The organism is Geomicrobium sediminis (assembly GCF_016908595.1).
Classification (GTDB): domain Bacteria; phylum Bacillota; class Bacilli; order Bacillales; family Marinococcaceae; genus Geomicrobium_A; species Geomicrobium_A sediminis.
Genome location: NZ_JAFBEC010000001.1, coordinates 534,305 through 555,251 on the forward strand (window position 1 = coordinate 534,305; position 20,947 = coordinate 555,251).

Consider the following 20,947-nt stretch of genomic DNA (forward strand, 5'->3'; position numbering starts at 1 on the left):
CACTCCTCCTTATTTACCTGAGAGTAACCCTTTGCTGATCACAATTTTTTGGATTTCATTTGTACCTTCATAAATCTGAGTAATCTTCGCATCGCGCATGTAGCGCTCCACAGGATATTCTCGTGTATAACCATAGCCTCCAAACACTTGAACGGCTTCTGTCGTCACATCCATCGCAGCATCACCTGCATACAATTTCGATAGTGCAGAAGCATGACCATAAGGCTCACCATGTTCTTCTAACCATGCCGCTTGATACGTCAGCAGCCTCGCTGCTTCAATTTTGGCAGCCATATCCGCTAACTTAAAAGATATGCCTTGATGGTGGGCAATTGGCTTGCCAAACTGTTTGCGTTCTTTTGCATAATCGACCGCCGCATCGAGAGCTCCCTGTGCAATCCCAACCGCTTGTGCCGCAATGCCATTTCTACCGCCATCCAATGTTTTCATCGCAATTTTAAACCCTTCCCCACTATTGCCGAGTCGGTTTTCCTTAGGAACTCGACAATTTTCAAACATCACTTCCGTCGTTGGGGAAGAACGGACCCCTAGTTTTTCTTCTTTTTTGCCAGCGTGAAATCCTTCATATCCACTTTCTACGATAAATGCGCTAATGCTTTTATGATTTTCATCGGATGCCGTTTTGGCAAATGCAATATAAACGTCCGCTTCTCCGCCATTCGTAATAAAAATCTTTGATCCATTTAAGATGTAATCATCGCCATCTTCTTTAGCAGTCGTTTTCATCGACGCAACGTCTGAACCGGCTCCAGCTTCAGTTAGTGCAAATGCGCCTAAATATTTCCCTTCTGCGAGTGGCTTTAAGTATTTTTGCTTTTGTTCTTCATTACCAAAATGATGAATCGGCCAGCTAGCCAGTGATAGATGTGCCGAAAGTGTAACACCAGTACTTGCACACACTCTAGAAAGTTCTTCAATCGCAAGAACATAACTTACATAGCCACTATCCGCACCACCATACTTTTCTGACCAAGGAAGCCCTGTCAAACCCAGTTCTGCCATCTTTTCAAAAATCTCCCGATCAAAACGCTCTTCATGATCTCGTTCAGCAGCCGTTGGTGCTACGACTTGTTTCGCAAAGTCACGGACGGTTTTTTGAATCATTTGTTGTTCTTCTGTTAGTTGAAAATTCATTGTTGACTCCCCCTCTAGTTGAGCAATTGTTTTGCAATAACCATACGTTGAATTTCGCTCGTTCCTTCATAAATCTCAGTAACTTTTGCATCTCGGAAATACCGTTCAATGTCATACTCTTTCATATAGCCATATCCCCCAAATAGTTGTAACGCTTCAGTTGAAACGGTTACTGCAGCCTTTGATGCAAGCAATTTGGCGATGGAAACTTCCTTCTTACAATCGAATCCATTCTCATATCGATTCGCAGCATGATAGACGAGACACCTCGCTGCTTCAACTTGCGCTGCAAGTTCTGCTAATTTAAACGACACACCTTGAAAATGATGGATTGGCTTTTGAAATTGCTCTCGACCTTTCGTATATTCAATCGCTAATTGTAACGCACCTTCTGCGATCCCGAGTGCCTGTGCGGCAATCCCAATTCGACCTGCATTTAAGTTCGCTAAAGCAATATTCAATCCTTTGTTTTCATCACCTAATCGGTTTTCTTTTGAGACCCGAACACTGTCAAAAATTAGTTCGCTCGTATTCGTACCGTGCATTCCCATTTTCTCTTCTTTTTTTCCGACAGTGAGCCCTGGTGTATTACCATCTACGATAAATGCTGTAACCCCTCTGCTCCCTCGATCTGGTGCAGTTATCGCAAACACGACATATACCTCAGCCGCTCCTGCATTCGTAATGAACATTTTCGAGCCCGTTAGCACGTAATCGTCACCATCACGGACGGCTTTCATTTTTAAAGAACCTGCGTCAGAACCTGAACTTTCTTCGGTTAACGCAAATGCGCCAATTTTGTTTCCTTGAGCAAGATCAGAAACGTACCGATCCTTTTGATCATCTGTCCCAAATTTAACGATCGGCAGTGTGCCGACTGACGTGTGTACAGAAAGAATGACACCGAGCGATGGCGACGCTTTAGAGATTTCGTGAATAGCCGTTATATAGGAGGTCATTCCCATACCAGCGCCACCATGCTTCTCTGGTACAGGGATCCCCATTAACCCGAGCGACCCCATTTTCTTAATCAATTCAAATGGAAATTGATCCTCTTCCATCGATGGAATCGATCGTCTCACTTCTTGATCTACAAATCGTTGGACCGTTAGTTTCAATAAAGCATCTTGTTCTTTCACTCTTAAATCCACTCGGCGCCACTCCTTATACGTAAAATTCTGAGCGATCGCTCATTCTCGCTCCAAAGAAAGGTAACGTTTATACCGGTTAGTATGACGACTGTGGAACTTTGATCATGATGGCGTCACCTTGACCGCCTCCACTACAAATTGCGGCAATCCCAATGCCACCACCACGTCTTCGCAGTTCATAAGCTAGGGTTAATACGATTCGATTCCCACTCGCTCCAATTGGATGACCAAGCGCAACCGCCCCACCGTTTACATTGAGTTTATCTTCTGGAATACTACCAAGTTGCTTACCAACAAGAGCGACCATCGAAAAGGCTTCATTTAATTCAAACAAATCAACTTGCTCTACGTTGATGCCCGTTTTCTCGCATAACTTCTCAATGATTAACCCTGGGGTTTCTGGGAAACGTTCTGTTTCAACTGCAATTGCTGTATGTCCAACAATCTCAGCTAAAGGCTCCTTCCCACTTGCCTTAACGGACGCCTCATCCATTACCACAACAGCACTCGCCCCATCATTAACACCAGGAGCATTGCCTGCTGTAATCGTTCCGTCTTTTCCAAAGACAGGAGAAAGCTTTCCTAATGCTTCAAGCTGAATGTCATGACGGATGGCTTCATCTTCCTTCACAACAACATCGCCACGTCTTGATTTCACAGTAATCCCTACGATTTCCTCCGCAAACTTGCCTGATTCTTGCGCGTTCTTAGCACGCTTGTGTGATTCATACGCAAATCGATCTTGTTCATCTCTACCAATCCCAAATTTCGTTGCACTTTCGTTTCCATACACACCCATGTGAACGCTTTCAAAAGAACACGTGAGTCCATCATGAACCATGCTATCAATGAGCGATATGTCGCCCATCTTCTGACCAAAACGAACACTCTTTGTAAAATGAGGCGCTTGACTCATCGATTCCATTCCAGCCGCCACAATTTTAGAACCATCTCCGCTTCGAATAATTTGGTCAGCAAGTGTAATGCTTCTCATGCCAGAGGCACATACTTTGTTAATGGTCTCTGTCTTCACTTCCCATGGAATGAGTGCAGCTCTAGCTGCTTGCCTTGATGTGAGTTGACCTTGTCCGCCTTGTAATACATGGCCGACAATCACTTCGTCAACTTCATTTGGTCGAAGCTCACTTCGACGCAATGCTTCTGCCATCGCACGGCCGCCAAGTTCCATTGCACTCACCGTGTGCAACGCCCCGCCCATGCGACCAAACGGTGTTCTTGCACCTTCCATTATGAACGACTTTTTCAACTTACTCACCCTCTTATCCTAAGGATTCCCGAACAGCCAAAGCCGTTCGGGATGAACAAGTTATGCAGATACAGTTTCATTTTGTTTCACGCCAATAACTGAACGTTCTAGAATTTCTACGATATCTAATGTTTCAACGGATTCTTCGACTTCTTTGTCTTTTGTACCGTCGCTTAGCATCGTTAAGCAATACGGACAAGCACTACCAATCATCGTCGGATCCACAGCAAGCGCTTGCTCCGTACGTGATACGTTAACTCGTTGCCCGGCTTCTTCTTCCATCCACATCATACCGCCACCGGCACCACAACACATGCCGTCTTCACGGTTGCGATCCATTTCCACAACTTTAAGTCCTGGAATCGCACGTAGAATTTCGCGTGGTGGATCATAAACCCCGTTATAACGTCCTAAATAACAGGAATCATGGTACGTAATCGTTTCATTTAATTCATGACTTGGCTTAAGTCTTCCGTCTTTCACTAAGTCCATGAGTAACTCTGTGTGATGATACACTTCGACGTCTTCAAGTCCGAATTCCCCATACTCGTTTTTGAACACATTATACGCATGTGGGTCAATCGTGACGATTTTCTTCACGTCATTCTTTTGGAACTCAGCGATATTCGCTGTTGCAAGCTCTTGGAATAAAAATTCATTCCCGATTCGACGTGGTGTGTCTCCAGAGTTCTTTTCTTTATTGCCTAAAATTGCGAACTTCACATCGGCTTCATTCATTAACTTCGCAAACGATGCAGCTATCTTCTGACTTCTCTTATCGTATGAACCCATACTTCCGACAAAGAACAAGTATTCAAACTCTTCATCGCGCTTCTTCATTTCTTTTACTGTCGGTGCATCGATATCTTCACGACTATCACGCCAGTTTTCGCGCTCTTTTCGGTTAATCCCCCACGGGTTACCTTGACGCTCAATATTCGTCATTGCACGTTGAGCATCTGGGTTCATTTTCCCTTCAGTTAAAACGAGGTAACGGCGCATGTCGATAATTTTATCGACGTGTTCATTCATAACCGGACACTGATCTTCACAGTTACGACACGTCGTACAAGCCCAAAGCTCCTCTTCAGTAATAACATCACCGATCAAGTTCACATCATAACTCGCTGCAGCTTCCTCGCTACCTTTAGCTGCAAGCTGGTTTGCAGTTGCACCGCTAAATGCATAAGCCGGTAGCCAAGGGCTTTGTGAAGTAACAGCTGCACCTTTTTCTGTAAGGTGGTCGCGCATCTTTAATAGAAGGTCCATTGGCGAAAGCATTTTACCACTTCCTGTTGCCGGACACATATTCGTACAACGACCGCACTCTACACACGCGTATAAATCCAGAAGTTGCTTTTGATCGAAATCTTCAATCTTTCCTTTACCGAATACTTCTTTGCTTTCGTCTTCGAAATCAATTGACTCGAGCTTACCTGTAGGCTTCGTTGGTCCAAGCCATACATTTGCAGGTCCTGCAATCAAGTGAGCATGCTTTGATTGTGGAACGTACACTAAGAACGAAAGCAAGAAGAGTAAGTGCAACCACCAGAACACGTAGAACAATGCAGTTGCTACATCTGGACCTACAAATGCCATCCCTTGAGCAATAGCTGAGGATGCAGGTTCAAATACTGACCAGCTTGCGTACCCTTGTACAATTTGATCCATACCCTTAGTCATGAGCTTAAAGACCATAACGCCTGACAAGAAGATGAGTACAAGACCAGCTTTCCAATTGCGTTTCAATCTCACAATCTTCTCAATATAACGACGGTAAAACGCCCAAACAACACCGAATAAAATCATGACTACAACGAGCTCTTGCGAAAGTGTAAACCACGGATAAAGCGGTCCTAATGGCAGATGACTTCCCGGATTTAACCCTTTCCAAATCACATCAATTGCACTAAATTGAACAATTAAAAATCCATAAAAGAAAATTACATGAATGATACCACTCTTCTTATCTTTCAGTAATTTCTTTTGCCCAAAAACATTCGTAAGTACGGCATCGCGTCTTTCTTTTGACGTAAGAATAAACTTCGCTTCTTGTCCAAGCTTAATAAAACCGATTCGCGTTGTTACTAATTTTGCGAATAAAAATACGGCATACACTGTAACTAACATGAAAGCGATTACATGAATCCAGTGAAAGACCTCCACGAATGACTCTCCTTTCCAAACCCTATGAATTTTCTTTCTACTATTAATAATTAGTATAACAAAAAAGCGACTGAATGACTATTCATTTGTAAATTTCATTCATGATTCCACTCATTTCGGGCAAAGTAACAGTAAAAGGAGTGACTGTTATGGCTTTAACGATTTTCTTTTCTATTCTTTTCCTCCTCATCTTATTCGTCATCTTGGTCGTCCTCGATTTTCGTGGCGGTCGCTCCAAACACCAAGCACAAGCTACAGATGCCGTGATTACTTCGAAACGCAATGGAAAAGCCGAATTGATTGATGATGGACAAGTTTTTTTTAATACATTATTCCGAGATATTGAAACGGCTCGCGATCATGTTCATTTATCGTTTTTTATTTGGAAAGAAGGAAGAATCGGCGAACAATTGCTCGCTCTTTGCGAGCGCAAAGCTAGAGACGGTGTGCAAGTGCTCATTCTTGTAGATCGATTAGGAAGCGCGATTACAAAGCAAGTCAAAACAAGAGTAGAACAGTCTGGTGTTGTTTTCGCATACACACATTCACCTAAATTTCCTTATTGGTTTTATAATGCGAATCGACGTTACCACCGCAAAATTGCGGTGATTGACCAACGAACAGCTTATATAGGCGGTTTTAATGTGGGCGATGAATACATTGGCAAAGATCCGAAATACGGATTTTGGCGCGATTTACACATTCGCATTGAAGGGACCATTTTAGATGACATTCAACAACGATTTTTAGACGATTGGGAAGGGGCGAGAGCACCTAAACCAAATCTCACAACAACACCTAGTGACAAAGTAGGAAAGGAGGTCTTCCAGCTTTTTTATTCGGAAGGCAAAGGGGTTATCGACAAATTAAATGAATGGCTTAATCGTGCTGAGCATTCCATTACCATTGTTACCCCTTATTTTATCCCAAGCAAAGTCTTACACCATACGCTTATGAACAAAGCACGTAGAGGTATTTCCGTTAAAATACTCATTCCAGATATTGAGGACCATCCGTTCGTGAAATCAGCTGCCTATGGTTACTTGCCTTCTCTAATGGAAGCAGGTTGCAAATTTTATCGTTACAAAGACGGGTTTTATCACGGGAAAGCGATTGTCATTGATGGAAAAGAAGCCCAAATTGGTTCTGCAAATTTTGATAAACGTAGCTTTCATTTAAACGATGAGCTTGACCTTGTTGTTCCTGGTGGACCCTTTGTGCAAACGATCGCAACGACACTTCGAAAAGATATTGCAGGGGCTACCCCTCTAACCCTTGAAGAAGTCAAAAACCGTAGTGTGCTAAACAAAATTAAAACTAAGATTGCCGTTATGATTTCTGAATTTCTCTAAATAAAAAGATGCTGCCATTAGACAGCATCTTTTTATATTTACTCACTACAGTCGAAGTTCTTGGGGGGTGTCAAACTCTTCGTCATTTTTATAGCGGATCACGCTCGGTTTTAAGGCAAGAACCACAAATTCCTCATCTTCAGGACCTGAGTATTTTTCTGCTACTTTTTCTGACCATGCTTTTTGTTTTTCTGTGGCGTCCGTTACAATTGTTGCGGTCGCTTCAATTTCAACAAAGCTGTCGTTTTTTTCATCATAACCGAGTAAAATATGAACATGGGCATTTTCTTCAATGTCCTCGACTTTATGCGTATGTCTGCCTGTCGGTGTATAAAGCATTAATCCATCATGATAAAAGGTCATATAACGAGCGTATGGACGGTCATCCTTCATCGTAGAAAGTACGCCAATTCGATTTTCTTTTAGCACTTCGATCACGTGCTCTTTTAATTGTTCGTGATTTGACATCCGCAGTAACCTCCTATGGTTTCATTTCATAGTTACCATTCCCTGCATGTCCGACTTTTACTCTATGGATCTTTTCAGCTCTAATGATAAAGGTGTGTTTTTATGAAAAAAAAACGCAAACCATCCTCTGCATTGCCGGGGAGTACGATCGGTTTAATTAGTCCATCAGGTCCAGCGAAGCATGAAAGTTTCGACAAAGCGACTGCACTTTTGCAAAACTTAGGGTTTAACGTGACGACAGCTCGCCCTTTTCGTGAATACCCTGGCTATTTAGCTGGGTCAATTGAAGAGCGCGTTGAAGAATTGCACACACTATTCGTCGATCCTGATGTTGATGCAATCCTTTCCTTACGTGGTGGATATGGAAGTGCATCGCTCCTTCCCTATTTAGATTTTGATTTAATTGCTAGGCACCACAAACCGTTCTTAGGATATAGCGATGTAACTGCTTTGCATATCGCCCTTTGGCAAAAAGCGAAAATGGTCACCTTCCATTCTCCTATGGCAACTTCTGATCTACTTAAGGCACCACAATCATCCATTGATCATCTCCTAGCTTCACTTCAAGCCGAAACGTATCCTGGTAGGATTATGAATCCAGAGAATATACCATTAACAACGATGATGCCTGGGATTGCAGAAGGTGAATTAGTAGGTGGAAACTTATCGGTTTTAACGAGCTTAATAGGGACGCCATATGAATTGGATTTACGAGGAAAGATCTTAATTCTTGAAGACGTTGGTGAAGAACCGTATGCGATTGACCGAATGTTAACACAATTGCATTTATCAGGGAAACTTCACGATGTGAGCGGCTTTCTAATCGGGACGTGGGAAGGTTGTGAGTCTGAAGACTACAAAGATGGAGATACCGTCGAAGACGTCCTTACACGTATTCTTACACCGTATAAGAAACCGATGCTTTCTAATTTACAAGCTGGCCATAGCCGACTTCAATTGACGCTCCCACTCGGAGCTCGAGTAAGGATCGATGCAACAGCTCAACACATTTATGTTTTAGAACAGGTGGTGCTTCCTTCATGACGTTAAAACGAGCAAACGAATTACTTCCTTGGCTCACTGCGATTCGACGGGATTTTCATGAACATCCTGAATTAAGTACACAAGAGTTTCGAACGATGGACCGCATTTGCCATTACTTAGATGAACTTTCTATTCCATATGAAAAAGGAATTTTTAATACAGGGGTTGTTGCCACCATTCAAGGAGCAAAGGAACATCCTGTCGTTGCTCTTCGCGCAGACATGGATGCCTTACCAATACACGAACAAAATGATGTTCCTTATCGCTCAAAAAACGATGGGGTCATGCATGCGTGCGGACATGATGCACATATGGCCGTCCAACTTGGGGCAGCAAAGTTATTACAAGATGAGCGCAACCACTTAAATGGTACGATTAAACTGTTATTCCAACCAGCAGAAGAAACTGTAGGTGGGGCATTACCGATGATTAAAGAAGGAGTACTCGAAAACGTGGAAGGAATCTTTGGTTTGCATGTAGCACCAGAGATTCCAGTCGGCAACGTCGGTGTGCGCTACGGACAAATGAACGCCGCCTCCGATGCTTTTTATATCACCATTCACGGTAATAGTTCACATGCAGCTTACCCTTCTTCAAGTGTTGATGCGATCGTCGTTGCAAGTTATGTCATTACTGCTCTTCAAACGATCGTAAGCCGCAATGTTGATGCTCGTGATAGCGCTGTACTATCATTTGGAATGATTCAAGGAGGGAACGCCCGAAATGTGATTGCGGACTCGGTTACGTTTGAAGGGACGTTACGAACGCTACTTCCAGAAACACGTGACTATGTCGTCTCTCGGATTAAAGAGACCGTTGAGCACGTTGCAAAAGGATTTGGAGCAAGCGCAACGATTAATCACGAACCCGGTTATCGTGCGCTTATTAACGATGACTCGATGATTGATCACATCAAAAAATCGGTCACAACACTTCTCGGAAACGATCATCTACAGCCGATTGAGAAACCAAGTTTAGGCGTTGAAGACTTTGCCTTTTTCGCAGCAGAAGTACCGGGTGCCTTCTATCGTCTAGGTGTTCGTAATGATGCTCGTGGAATTGTTCATGGCGGGCATACGAATCGTTTTGATGTTGATGAAGCTGCGCTAGCCATTGGTGCTGCCATTCAGGTCGAAGCGGTACGACAATTTTTAAACGACTAAACTTTCCTAACGCTTAGCTCTTATGCTAAGCGTTAGATTTCGATTTTGGATAAAACACACCCGTCAAATGCTCAGAAACCTCAAACAAACGTAATGCACTTGCCTCGTCATATAACTCGTCTCCAATCGAATCAATAAACGGATCCCCGATTCGTCGTCGTTTTGAGTGAGGACCGACATATTCTCCACCATGAATCGACGGATGTAATGCTGCAAACAAAATTGATTTTGCTCCCCTTTGCGTCGATTGTGCAAAACGCTCTTGCATCAAATAGATAAGCCCTTTGGCTACTCGCTCCTCTCCCCGTGACAATAAATTTGACTTCGTAATCCCGGGGTGGCAAGCAACACTCTTAACGGCCCAATTGTTATCTTTAAATAACTGCTGCAAGCGGAGTGCAAACAGTAAATTAGCATACTTACTTTGACGATAATATTGAAACGGACGATAATGCTTCACTCCTTGAAGATCCTCAAAAAACATCGTTTTTTTGTGTGCTGCAAGACTACTAACCGTTACGACCCTTGCATGTGGGCTCGTTTTTAGCATTGGCAACAAATGCCCAGTCAGCGCAAAATGCCCTAGATGGTTCACACCAAATTGCAGTTCAAACCGATCTTCGGTTAACTTATGAGGTGGCATCATCACACCAGCGTTATTGATTAGAAGGCTTAATGACTCGTACTTTTTTTGAAATGCATCCGCAAACTCTTTTACGCTTTTTAGGCTTGCAAGGTTTAGTTGCATAACTTCGATCGAGTTGGTACGTTTATTCTCTTGGAGCTGTTTAACTACTTTTTTCCCTTTGTCGACATTTCGAACGGCAATGATTACATTTGCTTGTTGCTCTTTTGCGAGTGTACGCGCAGTTTCTAATCCAAGACCACTGCTCCCACCTGTTACAATGACCGTCTTTCCCTTAAGCTCATTGCTCATAAATTGCTCCTCACCCTCATTTGGAACCATAAAGGATTCTTTTATATTTGTTAAATATTTAATTTAGAATTCTTTTCGGTTTCATTTGGTGTATTCATCAATGTTTAATTGATATTGCTCGTTCTCTTTTTGAATAGTTACCGGATGACGACAAAACTCAGAGAGCTGTTCAGATGTTAGCAGTTGTTCTGTTTTTCCTGCTCTAAACACCCTCCCCTCTCGCAATAAAAGGGTCGATTTGAATGCGGGGAGGATTTCGTCAACTTGATGTGTAATGTAGAGAATTGTTGTTTTTTGCTCTTCTGCTAATTTCTTTACGTTCTCAAGCAGCTGCGCTTTTGAAAAGAAATCCAGTCCATTGCACGGTTCATCGAGCATGAGTATTTCTGGTTCTGCCATGAGCGCTCGTCCGATTAAAACGCGCTGTTTCTCTCCTTGTGACATTTGCTCATACGGCTGCCGTTCAAGGTAATTGATCCCTAAATCACTTAAGATTTTTTTAGCTTTATGCATTTGACGTTCGCTTGGATATGTATGTAAGCCAATGCTTGCATGCAGCCCACTTAATACGACTTCAATGCCGTAATTTTGGAGTTGATCATGCATCTTTTCTGAAAACGAAAAGCTGACGAGCCCGATTCTTTTTCGGAGCTCTTGCCAAGGGTACTGACCGAACTGCTTTCCAAATAAATAAACATCACCACTCGATGGAAATTGATATCCACATATAATGTTCAATAGCGCTGTTTTTCCAGCACCATTCATTCCGAGAATTGCCCAATGTTCTCCCCGTTCTACATGCCAATTAATCGAATCTAAAATGACTTTATCTCGTTTGAAACTAACGTTTTCTAACGTAATCATTCGTTCACACTCCTTTTCTTCTATATTATAGTAATTAGAATAGTAAAAAAAGTGAGAGCGAAACGAAAAAGCTAACGTTGTCAGATTGTCGTTAGCTTTTTTCTCGAATCTATTTGGATTTGCTCAATGACAATGTATACAAAGATTGTAGCCTAACGCGATTAACCCTTCATACTCCGCCGCACTTACGAGGAATTGCTGATCCTCTATGATAATTTGTTTATGTGCACATTGATCCGTCACGAATCGCGTACGGTGAATCACATACTTTCCATGGTCAATCATGTATTTAGACAAATAGACCGTGTCCCCTGCTTATGACGTTGACTCGTTGTTGCATCGCCCTAAATTAACCCTTCACTAACCCAATCTATGGTTCATCAACCACTTGTATGATTTATTAAGCATAAATCATACAAACATCCCTAAGCTTCTACTCACAAACGCTCTGTAAATCGTTGAATGATATGGTTCAGTTCTTTTGAACGTCTTGTCGGTACTTGGTGACCTACATCATCAATGTATACGGTGTGAACTTCACCCTTTGTAACCTGCTCATAGAAGTTAATTTGGTACCCTTGAACGTAGCGATCATGAACGCCATAAATAAGCAACAGCGGGACTTCCAACTGGTGCAAGCGCCTAGTAAAGTCCGTTTGTTTTCCAGCTGAATACCACGTTCGTAACACATCAGATCGTACACTTCTAACGGTCGCTTGGATTTTTTTACGCGTTATATGATGTTTCGTATGAGAATGGGACAACACGTATGCCATTAAAGACTGCCAATGGTGACTAGCCGCAAAAACACCAAGCTGAAATTCTCTCTCTAATAACAACGTATCAACGACCGGGAAACCACCGATTAAAATTAACGCTTTTGTACGGTTTGGGTAGGATAGTGCAAACTCAAGTGCTGGCAGTCCACCGTAAGAATACCCGCACAAGACAACTGAATGGTCTTTTTCAACGGTTGTAACGTCGTACGCATCCGCTGCCCATCTTTTAATCGTAAGTGGGACTTTACCGACCTCACTTAATCCATGTCCTCGTGCATTGAGCGCTACAAGCTTGTGTCCATTGGCTAATGATTTTTGCTCTCTGAACACCGCTGCTCCGAGTGCAGGTGGATGAAAAAAATAAATAGGTACGCCTTCTCCAAGAGTAAAATAGTGCAACCATGTGCCATCTTCTGTTTTTATTCGTTTCATCTCTTCCACCTCTTACACTTACGATGCCCGCAATTTAATCAGCTTAGTAATGCCAATCTATACAAAAAAGCCTTGGGGCTAAGCAAAGTAATCAGCTTAACTCCAAGGCTTCTTTTTTATTTACATTTTCTCTGGTGCGTGTACACCAATTAATGTAAGTCCGTTTCGTAAAACAGTCTGGGCTGCTTTAACGAGTGCCAATCGCACGTTCGTTAATTCTTTGTTCGACTCATCTACAATTCGTTCCGCATTGTAGTAACTATGGAACGTGGAGGCGAGTTCGTGTAAATAGTTCGGAATTCGGTGCTGTGCGTATTGATCTGCCGCACCTGCAATAACACTTGGGAACTCCCCGATCTTTTTAAGCAGCTCATAAGCTTTGTCTGAATCAATAAGCTCTAAATTAAGAGATTGTTCATCGTAGGTAATGCCTTTTTCTTCAGCTTGTTTAAACAAGCTACTAACACGGGCATGTGCATATTGGACGTAGTACACTGGGTTTTCATTAGACTGTTGCTCTGCAAGATCCATATCAAAGTCTAAATGTGTATCAACGCTACGCATCGCGAAGAAATACCGAGTCGCATCAAGTCCAACTTCTTCCCATAACTCTCGCATTGTTACTGCGTTACCCGTACGCTTACTCATCTTTACACGCTCACCGCTACGCATTAGGTTCACGTTTTGACCAATTTGGAAAGAGAGCTTGTCTTTCGGGTAGCCAAGAGCTTGTACGGCTGCTTGCATACGAGGAATGTATCCGTGATGATCTGCACCAAACAAGTCAACGAGATGATCAAATCCACGATCTAGCTTATCTTTATGGTAAGCGATGTCTGGAAGTAGATACGTATACGTTCCATCTTGTTTGACGAGTACACGGTCTTTATCATCACCGTAAGCTGATGACTTAAACCAAGTTGCGCCGTCTTGGTCGAAAGCTTCTCCGTTCTCACGAAGTGTTTCAAGTGTCTCAACGACTTTGCCCGACGTATAAAGTGATGTCTCAGAGAACCACGTATCAAAGCGAACTCTAAAATCGGCTAAATCTTGTTTTAGCTTTTCTAAAAGTTCTTGTAGTCCGAGCTCTCTAAATTTCCGTAGACGTTCAGTTTCATCCATCTCGACAAATTCTGATCCGTATTGTTCAGAAATACGGTTTCCAATTTCGACAATGTCCGCACCTTGGTAACCATCTTCAGGAATTTCAGCTTCTTGACCTTGTGCTTGTAAGTACCGAACCTCTACAGACTTTGCTAGGTTATCAATTTGATTACCTGCATCGTTAATGTAGTATTCTCGCTCAACCTGATATCCTGCCATGTCTAAAATGTTACTAAGCGCATCTCCAACCGCTGCTCCACGAGCATGGCCAAGGTGAAGCGTACCTGTCGGATTTGCTGAAACAAATTCGAGCAACACAGACGTCCCTTTTCCTGCATTCGACCTTCCGTACTCATGATTTTCTGTAAGAACAGCAGGTAACACATCGCGGAGAAAGCGTAAATCAAGGAACAAGTTGATAAAACCAGGTCCTGCAATATCCGCTTGCTTTACATAGGCTTTATCATGATCTAAATGATCCAAAATCGCTTGTGCAATCTCGCGGGGGTTTCGCTTTGCAATTTTCGTTAATTGCATGGCCACATTCGTCGCAAAATCCCCATGGTTTTTGTCTTTTGGCGTTTCTAATATGATGTCAGGTACTTGTTCACTGCTTGCAAGCCCTGAAGAAACCACAGCTACTTGAATGGCTTCTTTCATTTGTTCCTTCGCTTGGTCCAAGATGTTCATTGTTTACTGTTGCTCCTCCTTGATTTTTATCTTTACATCATAATGCCCCGCCAATTGTCCTTGCAACTCTAAATCATACGTAAAGGCCAATTGACCGAGCAATGCTTCCTCTTTAAACCATTTTATTTGGAGGTCTTCCGTTTTTGCTAACGTTTGAAAAGTTGCATACGCGGTTTTATAAGACCCCTCTGTTTCTTTACCTGGTGTATATTCTTGGCGCATTGATACGGCTCCTTGCCGAAGCACCGTTAGACTGCCCGGCTGAATCTTAAGCACCGTCTTAACTTCACCAATGTCCTCAAGTTGTTCGTTCCACGTCACAAACGTGCTTTGACTCTTTTTGACGAGTTGTCCAGAGCCACTAACTGAGATCTCTTTCTTTTCGCCCTCTTGTTCTACGTTCGTCTCCATTGTAACAAATACTGGAATGCCTTGTTCACTCATTTCGGCCTCCCCTTTCCTATTAATGAGTGTATCCAATCTGACTTTGCTCTGCAATTGCTCTACAGTAACATTCGCCCTTTCTTCAGAAATCCCCGTCTCTAACTTTGTCTAAAGACATCGAAAAACGCGGAGGAATTGAATCCCCCACGTTTGTTTAGTATTCCACTTTATCGATTTTACTTTTCCATTGTTCAAACGGCCGCTGATCATCTAAATCGAGTCGAACGAACGGGATCAGTCGTTCATTTTCAACTTTAGCAATTTCATCATAAATGAACGCATCGTCAAAACCGATCTTTGCGGCATCGTCTTTGTTCATCGCATAATACACATGTGTGGGGCGTGCCCAATAGATCGCCCCTAAACACATTGGACACGGTTCACAGCTTGAATAGATAATGCAACCGTCTAGCTGGAAAGTCCCTAAGTTTTTACACGCATCGCGAATGGCGGTTACTTCAGCATGAGCCGTCGGATCATTGTCTTTCGTTACGACATTTCCGCCTCGACCGACAATGCTCCCGTCTTTTACGACAATGGCTCCGAACGGTCCGCCACCGCTTTCTAAGTTTTCACAAGCAACGTTTATCGCTTCTTTAAGAAATCTCGAATGGTTTGTCATTGATTACACTCTCCAGTCTCTCTATATGTTGTGATCTTTGTAGGGTCACTCTCTTCGTCAAAAATCACGATCGTTCCTGCATATAAATTGAAAAACGGATTGATGAACTATGTTCCTTACCACTTTGTTCCTGATTATTCGTGATTTCTAACCTAGAAATCACGTACAGCTTACTTGTAAACCTCTCCTTTTCTTTGTATTATTAAATTTCAGTGAAGGAGAGAGAGGCGGCGGCTGTATGAACGTATCGAAGGCTTCACTTATACCGGGAATACTTACAATTGGACTCCTGACCGCATGTGGTCAAGATTCCGCCCAAGAAGAACTTCTAGATTACTTAAATGGTCCTTATGATGAGTTTCTAGATATGTATGATGAACTTAGCTATATTTATGATGATTATGAAGACGCTGGTTCACAAGGTGACGATGAACAAGTTCTTGAGATTATTCAAACAGATTTAATTCCTCAATACGATGAGATGTACGATCATTTAACGTCGCTTTCTTTTGAAGAGGCTGACATCGAAGCATTAAATGAACTGCTTATTGAAGAAACGAGCTACAACCAAGAAGCTGTGCTTGCCGAAGAAGAAGCATATCGGATCGTTCTTGAAAACGGAGAAAGTGCTGATGAGCTTTTTAATGAACGAGACGAGTATTATGATCTCGCTGACGAAAAATTAATGGAATTTGATCAATTGTTAAATGAATTAATGGAAACGTATGATGTAGAATAATTTTTTTGCGATGAAACATGTGGTTTCATCGCTTTTCTAATTTGTGTCGGTTTTTTTCATAATTTCTCCTCTTACAATGAACCGAAACATCCATTATAATTACGAACGGAGTCGATTTTTAAATCTCGTTATTCGACAATAATGACCATCTATAACTAAATGGTTACATTGTGAAACGAAATCAATGGTTGATAGGAAGAACTAGATACTTCCAATGTCAGCACGGTTATTGTTTCAAATTCGAACATTATACACAAATACGACAAACCACAACTTATAGTGGTTTGCTTTTATTTTTGACACAACAAGTTGTGGTTTAGGCGTAGATTTTCAGGGTAAATAATGCTAAGATAGAGTTAACAAAGAGGATTGGAAGTGGCAATACATGACGATCATAATGAAGCATGATGGCGCTCGTAAGATGCCTTTTGACAAAGAGCGCTTGTTTGCGTTTATTGATGAAGTAACAACCGACATTCGTATTACTAAATACGTTGATCAATATAAAGAGAAAATCGTAAAAACCATCGAAGCAAAAGAAGAATATGCAGCAGCGGACATCACCCAACTCTTGCTTTTAACTGCCGCTGAGAACAATGACATCGCTGTGCCTGAATGGACATATGTTGCATCGAAGATCTTCCTTCGTGACCTCTATAAAAAAGCAGCATATAACCGTAGTTATGATGCAAAACAACGATACGGAAGCTTCTACGGCCTCCAAAAGCGTCTTGGTCAACTCGGCATTTATGATGTAACGATTTTACGCGATTACACACAAGATGAAATTGAAGAAGCTGCCAAGTTTATCGAGCCTGATCGCGACTACTTACTTACTTATGCTGGACTAAGAACATTAAGTGATCGTTACTTAGCGAAAGGCTATGACGGTAAGGAAGTCTATGAGTTGCCACAAGAACGCTGGTTGACAATCGCAATGACTCTCATGTCTCAAGAAGACCGCTCCAAACGTTTATCGCTCGTAAAAGAAGCATATTGGGCGCTCTCCAACCTCTACATGACCGTTGCAACACCAACACTCGCGAACGCAGGAAAGAAAGCTGGCCAACTATCAAGCTGCTTTATTGATACGATTGATGACAGCCTTCAAGGCATTTATGATTCGAATACAGACATTGCAAACGTAAGTAAGTACGGTGGCGGTGTTGGGGTTTATATCGGAAAAGTACGTGCTGCAAACTCTGATATTCGTGGCTACAAAAACACTTCTTCTGGTGTCGTGCCATGGATCCGTCAAATTAACAACACAGCAGTTAGTGTCGACCAACTTGGAACACGTGCAGGAGCTGTTGCCGTCTATTTAGATGTGTGGCATGCAGATATCTTTGAATTCCTCGACCTTAGACTAAATAACGGTGATGAGCGTAAACGTGCACATGACATTTTCACAGGGGTTAACTTGCCTGATATTTTCATGGAAGCTGTTGAGTCACGTGGTGACTGGTATTTATTCGATCCACACGAAGTACGCCGAGTATTTGGTTGGTCACTTGAAGATAGTTACGATGAAGAACCTGGTAAAGGAACGTTCCGCGATCGTTATGAGATGTGTGTACAATCAACAGAACTTACGAGTCGCAAAAAAGTCAAAGCAATTGATGTCATGAAGCGAATCATGCAATCCCAGCTTGAGACTGGAACGCCATATATGTTCTATCGTGATGAAGTAAACCGTATGAATGCGAACAAACATGAAGGTATTGTTTATAGCTCAAACCTTTGTACAGAGATTATGCAGAACATGTCAGAGACGGTTGTTATTGAACAAATTGAAGCCGACGGAGAGATCGTCGTTCGCAAAAAGCCAGGTGACTTTGTCGTCTGTAACCTTTCTTCAATTAACTTAGGACGTGCCGTACGTTCTGATGTGTTATCACGCTTGATCCCGATTCAAGTGCGTATGCTTGATAATGTAATCGATATTAACAACCTACCTGTACTCCAAGCACAGATTACGAACAAGAAATACCGTGCAATTGGGTTAGGAACGTTCGGTTGGCATCACCTGCTCGTTCAAAAAGAACTTTCATGGGATGATCCTAAAGCCGTGCAATTGGCCGATGAATTGTACGAGGAAATTGCTTATCGCACGATTCAAGCAAGTGCACAACTCGCAGAAGAAAAAGGAAGCTATCCTGCCTATGAAGGATCTGAGTGGAGCGACGGGAAATACTTTGAACGTCATGGTTACACTGAAGTTGACGAAGACAAAGCCTACTCCCACTATGAGCGTTGGCAAAAACTTGCAAAGCAAGTACAAGAAACAGGAATTCGTAACGGCTATTTAATGGCTGTAGCACCGAACAGTTCCACGGCCACGATTGCGGGTAGTACTGCAGGTATTGACCCAACATTTGGTCCAAGCTACGTGGAAGAGAAGAAAAACTATCGAATTACAGTAACTGCACCTGATATTACAGGCGAAAACTATAAATACTATGAGAAAACAGCCTTTCAACAAGATCAATTTGCAAGCATTGCTCATAACGCTGCTCGTCAAAAGCACGTAGATCAATCTCAATCGTTTAACCTTTATGTACCAGCTTCAATTAAGGCAAAGACGTTACTTGACCTACACATTTCTGCTTGGAAAGCAGGACTTAAAACGACGTACTACGTACGAAGCAGTAAGATTAACATTCAAGAATGTGAATGGTGCGCGAGTTAATGAAGCATGTTTTAGTGCTACATGAATCGTTAAGTGGAAACACAAAACGTCTTGCGGACCTTGTAGCTGAACTTCTTAAACAACGAGAAGCGATTGTCGACGTACAATCGCTTCGCACCTTTTTAAATGAGCCTAAAGCGCGTACACAAATGCAGCTTGAGCAGTATGATAAAGTACTCATTGGCACGTACACTGATGATTCCCATCAACCTCCTGAACTGATTGAAGAGCTACTCGAAACGTACGACTTAACCGAGTACAATGTAGCAGCTTTTGGCACCGGAGACACTCAGTGGGGAGACAGCTACTGCTATGCAGCCGATGTCGTTGCTAAAGAATCTCAATCAAAAGACCCTGTACTAAAAATAGAACAAATGCCTGCAAAAACTGACCTTGAAACAATTATTGAATGGCTGGAGGCGATTGGTAGTGAATAATATGATGCAAAAAGTAGCAATAATGGAACCGACCAACCCTGTTCGTTCAACAGGAATTATAAATGGCCGTTCAAGTGGTATTCTCAATTGGAATGACATTGCGTATCCTTCTTTTTACCGAACGTATCGAGAATTAATGTCTAATTTCTGGATTCCACAAGAAGTCAACATGAGCCCGGATTCAAAGTCGATCGTTGACTTAACAGAAGAAGAATTACGTGCATACAAATTAACAATCGGTCTACTTGCAACGCTTGATACTCCTCAAGCTCGCCTCATTCATGGTGTAAGTGAGTACGTAAGTGACGATAGTGTACATGCAATTGCAGCAGTCATTGCGCAACAAGAAGTTGTACACAATGAAAGCTATTCTTATGCTCTTTCTTCCCTATTTAGTTACGAAGAGCAAAAACAAATCTTTGACGATGCACGCCAAAACAAAACAATCATTCAACGTAATGAACGTGTTATGGCCGCATACGATGAATTTCTTAAAAACCCAACAGAACAAAATCTCGTGAAAGTTATTATCTATTCAATTATTCTTGAAGGTATTTTCTTCTACAGCGGGTTTGCATATTTCTACAACCTTGCACGCCAACAGAAAATGAACGCAACAGCTCAAATTATTAGCTTTATTAACCGTGATGAGCTCGTACACGGCAAGTTTATGTCTGAACTTTTACGTGCTGTACTCGGTGAAAACCCTCACTTAAACACAGAAGAATTAACAACATTTATCGAGCAAGAATTCCAATATGCTGTTGAGTCTGAGATTGAGTGGTCAGAAGAGGTTTTACAAGGACTTGTCGGGATTGACCTTGATGAAATGAGCACCTACATTAAGTACCGTGCCAACAAAATGCTAAAAACTCTCGGACTTGACCCAATCTATGAAGATGCTCATGATAATGGCATGCCATGGATTAAAGCTTTTGTCGATAACTTTGATGAAACAAAAACCGATTTCTTTGAAGCGAGAAATCGTAGTTATGAGAAAGTTGATGCTGATAACGGCTTTGACGAACTCTAAAACAAATCGTGTCATTATAAAACCCCCTGCGATTCCACATCAGGGGGTTATTTTACGTTCATATTTTGAAGGAAAATCGAGGATGATTTGAGTTTACAGAAGAAGAGCATACTGGTTTGGACTACTAAAAACGTCTTCCGCTTGTATTGTTCGCAGGGTTCGTAACGACCCCAGGACCGTTAATTAAGTTATTATTGATTACGATTTCGCCACAGCCACATCCACACTCTTCAACAGGTGACTTTGGTTGAGGACGACGACGACCTCTTGAACATCCACAATAGTTGCTTACCATGATGCATCTCACCTCCAGTACTACTCTATTGTATTGCGAACGAGTACTGCCTGTCACGACGCTTACCTATGCCCTGTCCTCCGCTTTTGCTGAAATTAAAAAACCACCCTCAAATT

At 42.2% G+C, this 20,947-nt stretch carries 20 protein-coding genes; 7 read left to right on the plus strand and 13 right to left on the minus strand.

What is annotated here, in order from left to right; translation table 11 throughout:
- Window positions 1-9: 9 nt before the first annotated feature.
- From JOD17_RS02700 to JOD17_RS02715, 4 genes are all read right to left on the minus strand, one after another.
- Complete coding sequence (locus JOD17_RS02700) at window positions 10-1,155, minus strand: acyl-CoA dehydrogenase (RefSeq protein ID WP_204695575.1); 1,146 nt, start codon at window positions 1,153-1,155, stop codon at window positions 10-12.
- 14 nt (window positions 1,156-1,169) lie between these two features.
- Window positions 1,170-2,306, minus strand: a complete 1,137-nt coding sequence (locus tag JOD17_RS02705; protein WP_204695576.1) for an acyl-CoA dehydrogenase family protein — start codon at window positions 2,304-2,306, stop codon at window positions 1,170-1,172.
- A gap of 76 nt (window positions 2,307-2,382) precedes the next feature.
- Entirely contained in the window at window positions 2,383-3,573 is a 1,191-nt protein-coding gene (locus JOD17_RS02710) for an acetyl-CoA C-acetyltransferase (RefSeq protein WP_204695577.1), read from the minus strand.
- 60 nt (window positions 3,574-3,633) lie between these two features.
- Window positions 3,634-5,703 carry a (Fe-S)-binding protein gene (locus JOD17_RS02715; RefSeq protein ID WP_204695625.1) on the minus strand — a complete coding sequence of 690 codons (2,070 nt, stop codon included), beginning with the start codon at window positions 5,701-5,703 and terminating at the stop codon, window positions 3,634-3,636.
- Between the two features lie 185 nt (window positions 5,704-5,888).
- Between JOD17_RS02715 and JOD17_RS02720 the strand changes: the two genes are divergently transcribed.
- Window positions 5,889-7,091, plus strand: coding sequence for a phospholipase D-like domain-containing protein (locus tag JOD17_RS02720; RefSeq protein ID WP_204695578.1), 1,203 nt, complete (start codon window positions 5,889-5,891; stop codon window positions 7,089-7,091).
- A 45-nt stretch (window positions 7,092-7,136) separates the two neighbouring features.
- Here the strand turns inward: JOD17_RS02720 and JOD17_RS02725 are convergent, their stop codons facing one another.
- Complete coding sequence (locus tag JOD17_RS02725) at window positions 7,137-7,559, minus strand: pyridoxamine 5'-phosphate oxidase family protein (protein ID WP_204695579.1); 423 nt, start codon at window positions 7,557-7,559, stop codon at window positions 7,137-7,139.
- Between the two features lie 102 nt (window positions 7,560-7,661).
- On the opposite strand from JOD17_RS02725, the gene JOD17_RS02730 reads away from it, so the two are divergent.
- Both JOD17_RS02730 and JOD17_RS02735 read left to right on the plus strand, forming a co-directional pair.
- Window positions 7,662-8,603 (plus strand): S66 peptidase family protein, encoded by a 942-nt coding sequence (locus JOD17_RS02730; RefSeq protein WP_204695580.1) that lies wholly within the window; start codon window positions 7,662-7,664, stop codon window positions 8,601-8,603.
- Window positions 8,600-9,766: a M20 metallopeptidase family protein gene (locus tag JOD17_RS02735; RefSeq protein WP_204695581.1), complete on the plus strand. Its 1,167-nt coding sequence runs from the start codon at window positions 8,600-8,602 to the stop codon at window positions 9,764-9,766. Before JOD17_RS02730 ends, JOD17_RS02735 begins: the two co-directional genes overlap by 4 nt.
- Before the next feature lie 25 nt (window positions 9,767-9,791).
- Here JOD17_RS02735 and JOD17_RS02740 read toward each other — a convergent pair whose 3' ends face one another.
- The 7 genes from JOD17_RS02740 to JOD17_RS02770 all read right to left on the minus strand — a co-directional run bounded on the left by JOD17_RS02740 (window position 9,792) and on the right by JOD17_RS02770 (window position 15,638).
- Window positions 9,792-10,703: an oxidoreductase gene (locus JOD17_RS02740; RefSeq protein ID WP_204695582.1), complete on the minus strand. Its 912-nt coding sequence runs from the start codon at window positions 10,701-10,703 to the stop codon at window positions 9,792-9,794.
- 81 nt (window positions 10,704-10,784) lie between these two features.
- The gene (locus JOD17_RS02745) at window positions 10,785-11,567 is read right to left on the minus strand and encodes an ABC transporter ATP-binding protein (RefSeq protein ID WP_204695583.1); all 783 of its coding nucleotides are present in this window, start codon (window positions 11,565-11,567) and stop codon (window positions 10,785-10,787) included.
- A 123-nt stretch (window positions 11,568-11,690) separates the two neighbouring features.
- Window positions 11,691-11,864 (minus strand): hypothetical protein, encoded by a 174-nt coding sequence (locus JOD17_RS02750; protein WP_204695584.1) that lies wholly within the window; start codon window positions 11,862-11,864, stop codon window positions 11,691-11,693.
- 140 nt (window positions 11,865-12,004) lie between these two features.
- Window positions 12,005-12,778, minus strand: coding sequence for an alpha/beta fold hydrolase (locus JOD17_RS02755; RefSeq protein WP_204695585.1), 774 nt, complete (start codon window positions 12,776-12,778; stop codon window positions 12,005-12,007).
- A 120-nt stretch (window positions 12,779-12,898) separates the two neighbouring features.
- Window positions 12,899-14,572 (minus strand): arginine--tRNA ligase, encoded by a 1,674-nt coding sequence (gene argS, locus JOD17_RS02760; RefSeq protein ID WP_204695586.1) that lies wholly within the window; start codon window positions 14,570-14,572, stop codon window positions 12,899-12,901.
- Between the two features lie 3 nt (window positions 14,573-14,575).
- Window positions 14,576-15,016 (minus strand): YwiB family protein, encoded by a 441-nt coding sequence (locus JOD17_RS02765; protein ID WP_204695587.1) that lies wholly within the window; start codon window positions 15,014-15,016, stop codon window positions 14,576-14,578.
- Between the two features lie 154 nt (window positions 15,017-15,170).
- A complete protein-coding gene (locus tag JOD17_RS02770; protein WP_204695588.1) occupies window positions 15,171-15,638 on the minus strand; it encodes a nucleoside deaminase in 468 nt (155 codons plus the stop codon).
- A 238-nt stretch (window positions 15,639-15,876) separates the two neighbouring features.
- On the opposite strand from JOD17_RS02770, the gene JOD17_RS02775 reads away from it, so the two are divergent.
- From JOD17_RS02775 to JOD17_RS02790, 4 genes are all read left to right on the plus strand, one after another.
- On the plus strand, window positions 15,877-16,377 hold the full coding sequence (locus tag JOD17_RS02775; RefSeq protein ID WP_204695589.1) for a hypothetical protein: 501 nt from the start codon (window positions 15,877-15,879) through the stop codon (window positions 16,375-16,377).
- A 385-nt stretch (window positions 16,378-16,762) separates the two neighbouring features.
- The gene (locus JOD17_RS02780) at window positions 16,763-19,066 is read left to right on the plus strand and encodes a ribonucleoside-diphosphate reductase subunit alpha (RefSeq protein WP_042414563.1); all 2,304 of its coding nucleotides are present in this window, start codon (window positions 16,763-16,765) and stop codon (window positions 19,064-19,066) included.
- Complete coding sequence (locus JOD17_RS02785; protein ID WP_204695590.1) at window positions 19,066-19,503, plus strand: flavodoxin domain-containing protein; 438 nt, start codon at window positions 19,066-19,068, stop codon at window positions 19,501-19,503. Before JOD17_RS02780 ends, JOD17_RS02785 begins: the two co-directional genes overlap by 1 nt.
- A gap of 1 nt (window position 19,504) precedes the next feature.
- The gene (locus tag JOD17_RS02790; RefSeq protein WP_204695626.1) at window positions 19,505-20,536 is read left to right on the plus strand and encodes a ribonucleotide-diphosphate reductase subunit beta; all 1,032 of its coding nucleotides are present in this window, start codon (window positions 19,505-19,507) and stop codon (window positions 20,534-20,536) included.
- A gap of 124 nt (window positions 20,537-20,660) precedes the next feature.
- Here JOD17_RS02790 and JOD17_RS02795 read toward each other — a convergent pair whose 3' ends face one another.
- The gene (locus JOD17_RS02795) at window positions 20,661-20,831 is read right to left on the minus strand and encodes a hypothetical protein (protein WP_204695591.1); all 171 of its coding nucleotides are present in this window, start codon (window positions 20,829-20,831) and stop codon (window positions 20,661-20,663) included.
- Between the last annotated feature and the right edge of the window lie 116 nt (window positions 20,832-20,947).

What these genes read in the sequence shown, in the direction of transcription:
- JOD17_RS02765 (WP_204695587.1), bottom strand. Translation starts at nt 15,016, where the DNA reads ATGAGTGAACAAGGCATTCCAGTATTTGTTACAATGGAGACGAACGTA.
- JOD17_RS02740 (WP_204695582.1), bottom strand. Translation starts at nt 10,703, where the DNA reads ATGAGCAATGAGCTTAAGGGAAAGACGGTCATTGTAACAGGTGGGAGC.
- JOD17_RS02755 (WP_204695585.1), bottom strand. Translation starts at nt 12,778, where the DNA reads ATGAAACGAATAAAAACAGAAGATGGCACATGGTTGCACTATTTTACT.
- JOD17_RS02780 (WP_042414563.1), top strand. Translation starts at nt 16,763, where the DNA reads ATGACGATCATAATGAAGCATGATGGCGCTCGTAAGATGCCTTTTGAC.
- JOD17_RS02730 (WP_204695580.1), top strand. Translation starts at nt 7,662, where the DNA reads ATGAAAAAAAAACGCAAACCATCCTCTGCATTGCCGGGGAGTACGATC.
- JOD17_RS02715 (WP_204695625.1), bottom strand. Translation starts at nt 5,703, where the DNA reads ATGTTAGTTACAGTGTATGCCGTATTTTTATTCGCAAAATTAGTAACA.
- JOD17_RS02745 (WP_204695583.1), bottom strand. Translation starts at nt 11,567, where the DNA reads ATGATTACGTTAGAAAACGTTAGTTTCAAACGAGATAAAGTCATTTTA.
- argS (WP_204695586.1), bottom strand. Translation starts at nt 14,572, where the DNA reads ATGAACATCTTGGACCAAGCGAAGGAACAAATGAAAGAAGCCATTCAA.
- JOD17_RS02785 (WP_204695590.1), top strand. Translation starts at nt 19,066, where the DNA reads ATGAAGCATGTTTTAGTGCTACATGAATCGTTAAGTGGAAACACAAAA.
- JOD17_RS02770 (WP_204695588.1), bottom strand. Translation starts at nt 15,638, where the DNA reads ATGACAAACCATTCGAGATTTCTTAAAGAAGCGATAAACGTTGCTTGT.
- JOD17_RS02700 (WP_204695575.1), bottom strand. Translation starts at nt 1,155, where the DNA reads ATGAATTTTCAACTAACAGAAGAACAACAAATGATTCAAAAAACCGTC.
- JOD17_RS02735 (WP_204695581.1), top strand. Translation starts at nt 8,600, where the DNA reads ATGACGTTAAAACGAGCAAACGAATTACTTCCTTGGCTCACTGCGATT.
- JOD17_RS02725 (WP_204695579.1), bottom strand. Translation starts at nt 7,559, where the DNA reads ATGTCAAATCACGAACAATTAAAAGAGCACGTGATCGAAGTGCTAAAA.
- JOD17_RS02795 (WP_204695591.1), bottom strand. Translation starts at nt 20,831, where the DNA reads ATGGTAAGCAACTATTGTGGATGTTCAAGAGGTCGTCGTCGTCCTCAA.
- JOD17_RS02720 (WP_204695578.1), top strand. Translation starts at nt 5,889, where the DNA reads ATGGCTTTAACGATTTTCTTTTCTATTCTTTTCCTCCTCATCTTATTC.
- JOD17_RS02775 (WP_204695589.1), top strand. Translation starts at nt 15,877, where the DNA reads ATGAACGTATCGAAGGCTTCACTTATACCGGGAATACTTACAATTGGA.
- JOD17_RS02790 (WP_204695626.1), top strand. Translation starts at nt 19,505, where the DNA reads ATGATGCAAAAAGTAGCAATAATGGAACCGACCAACCCTGTTCGTTCA.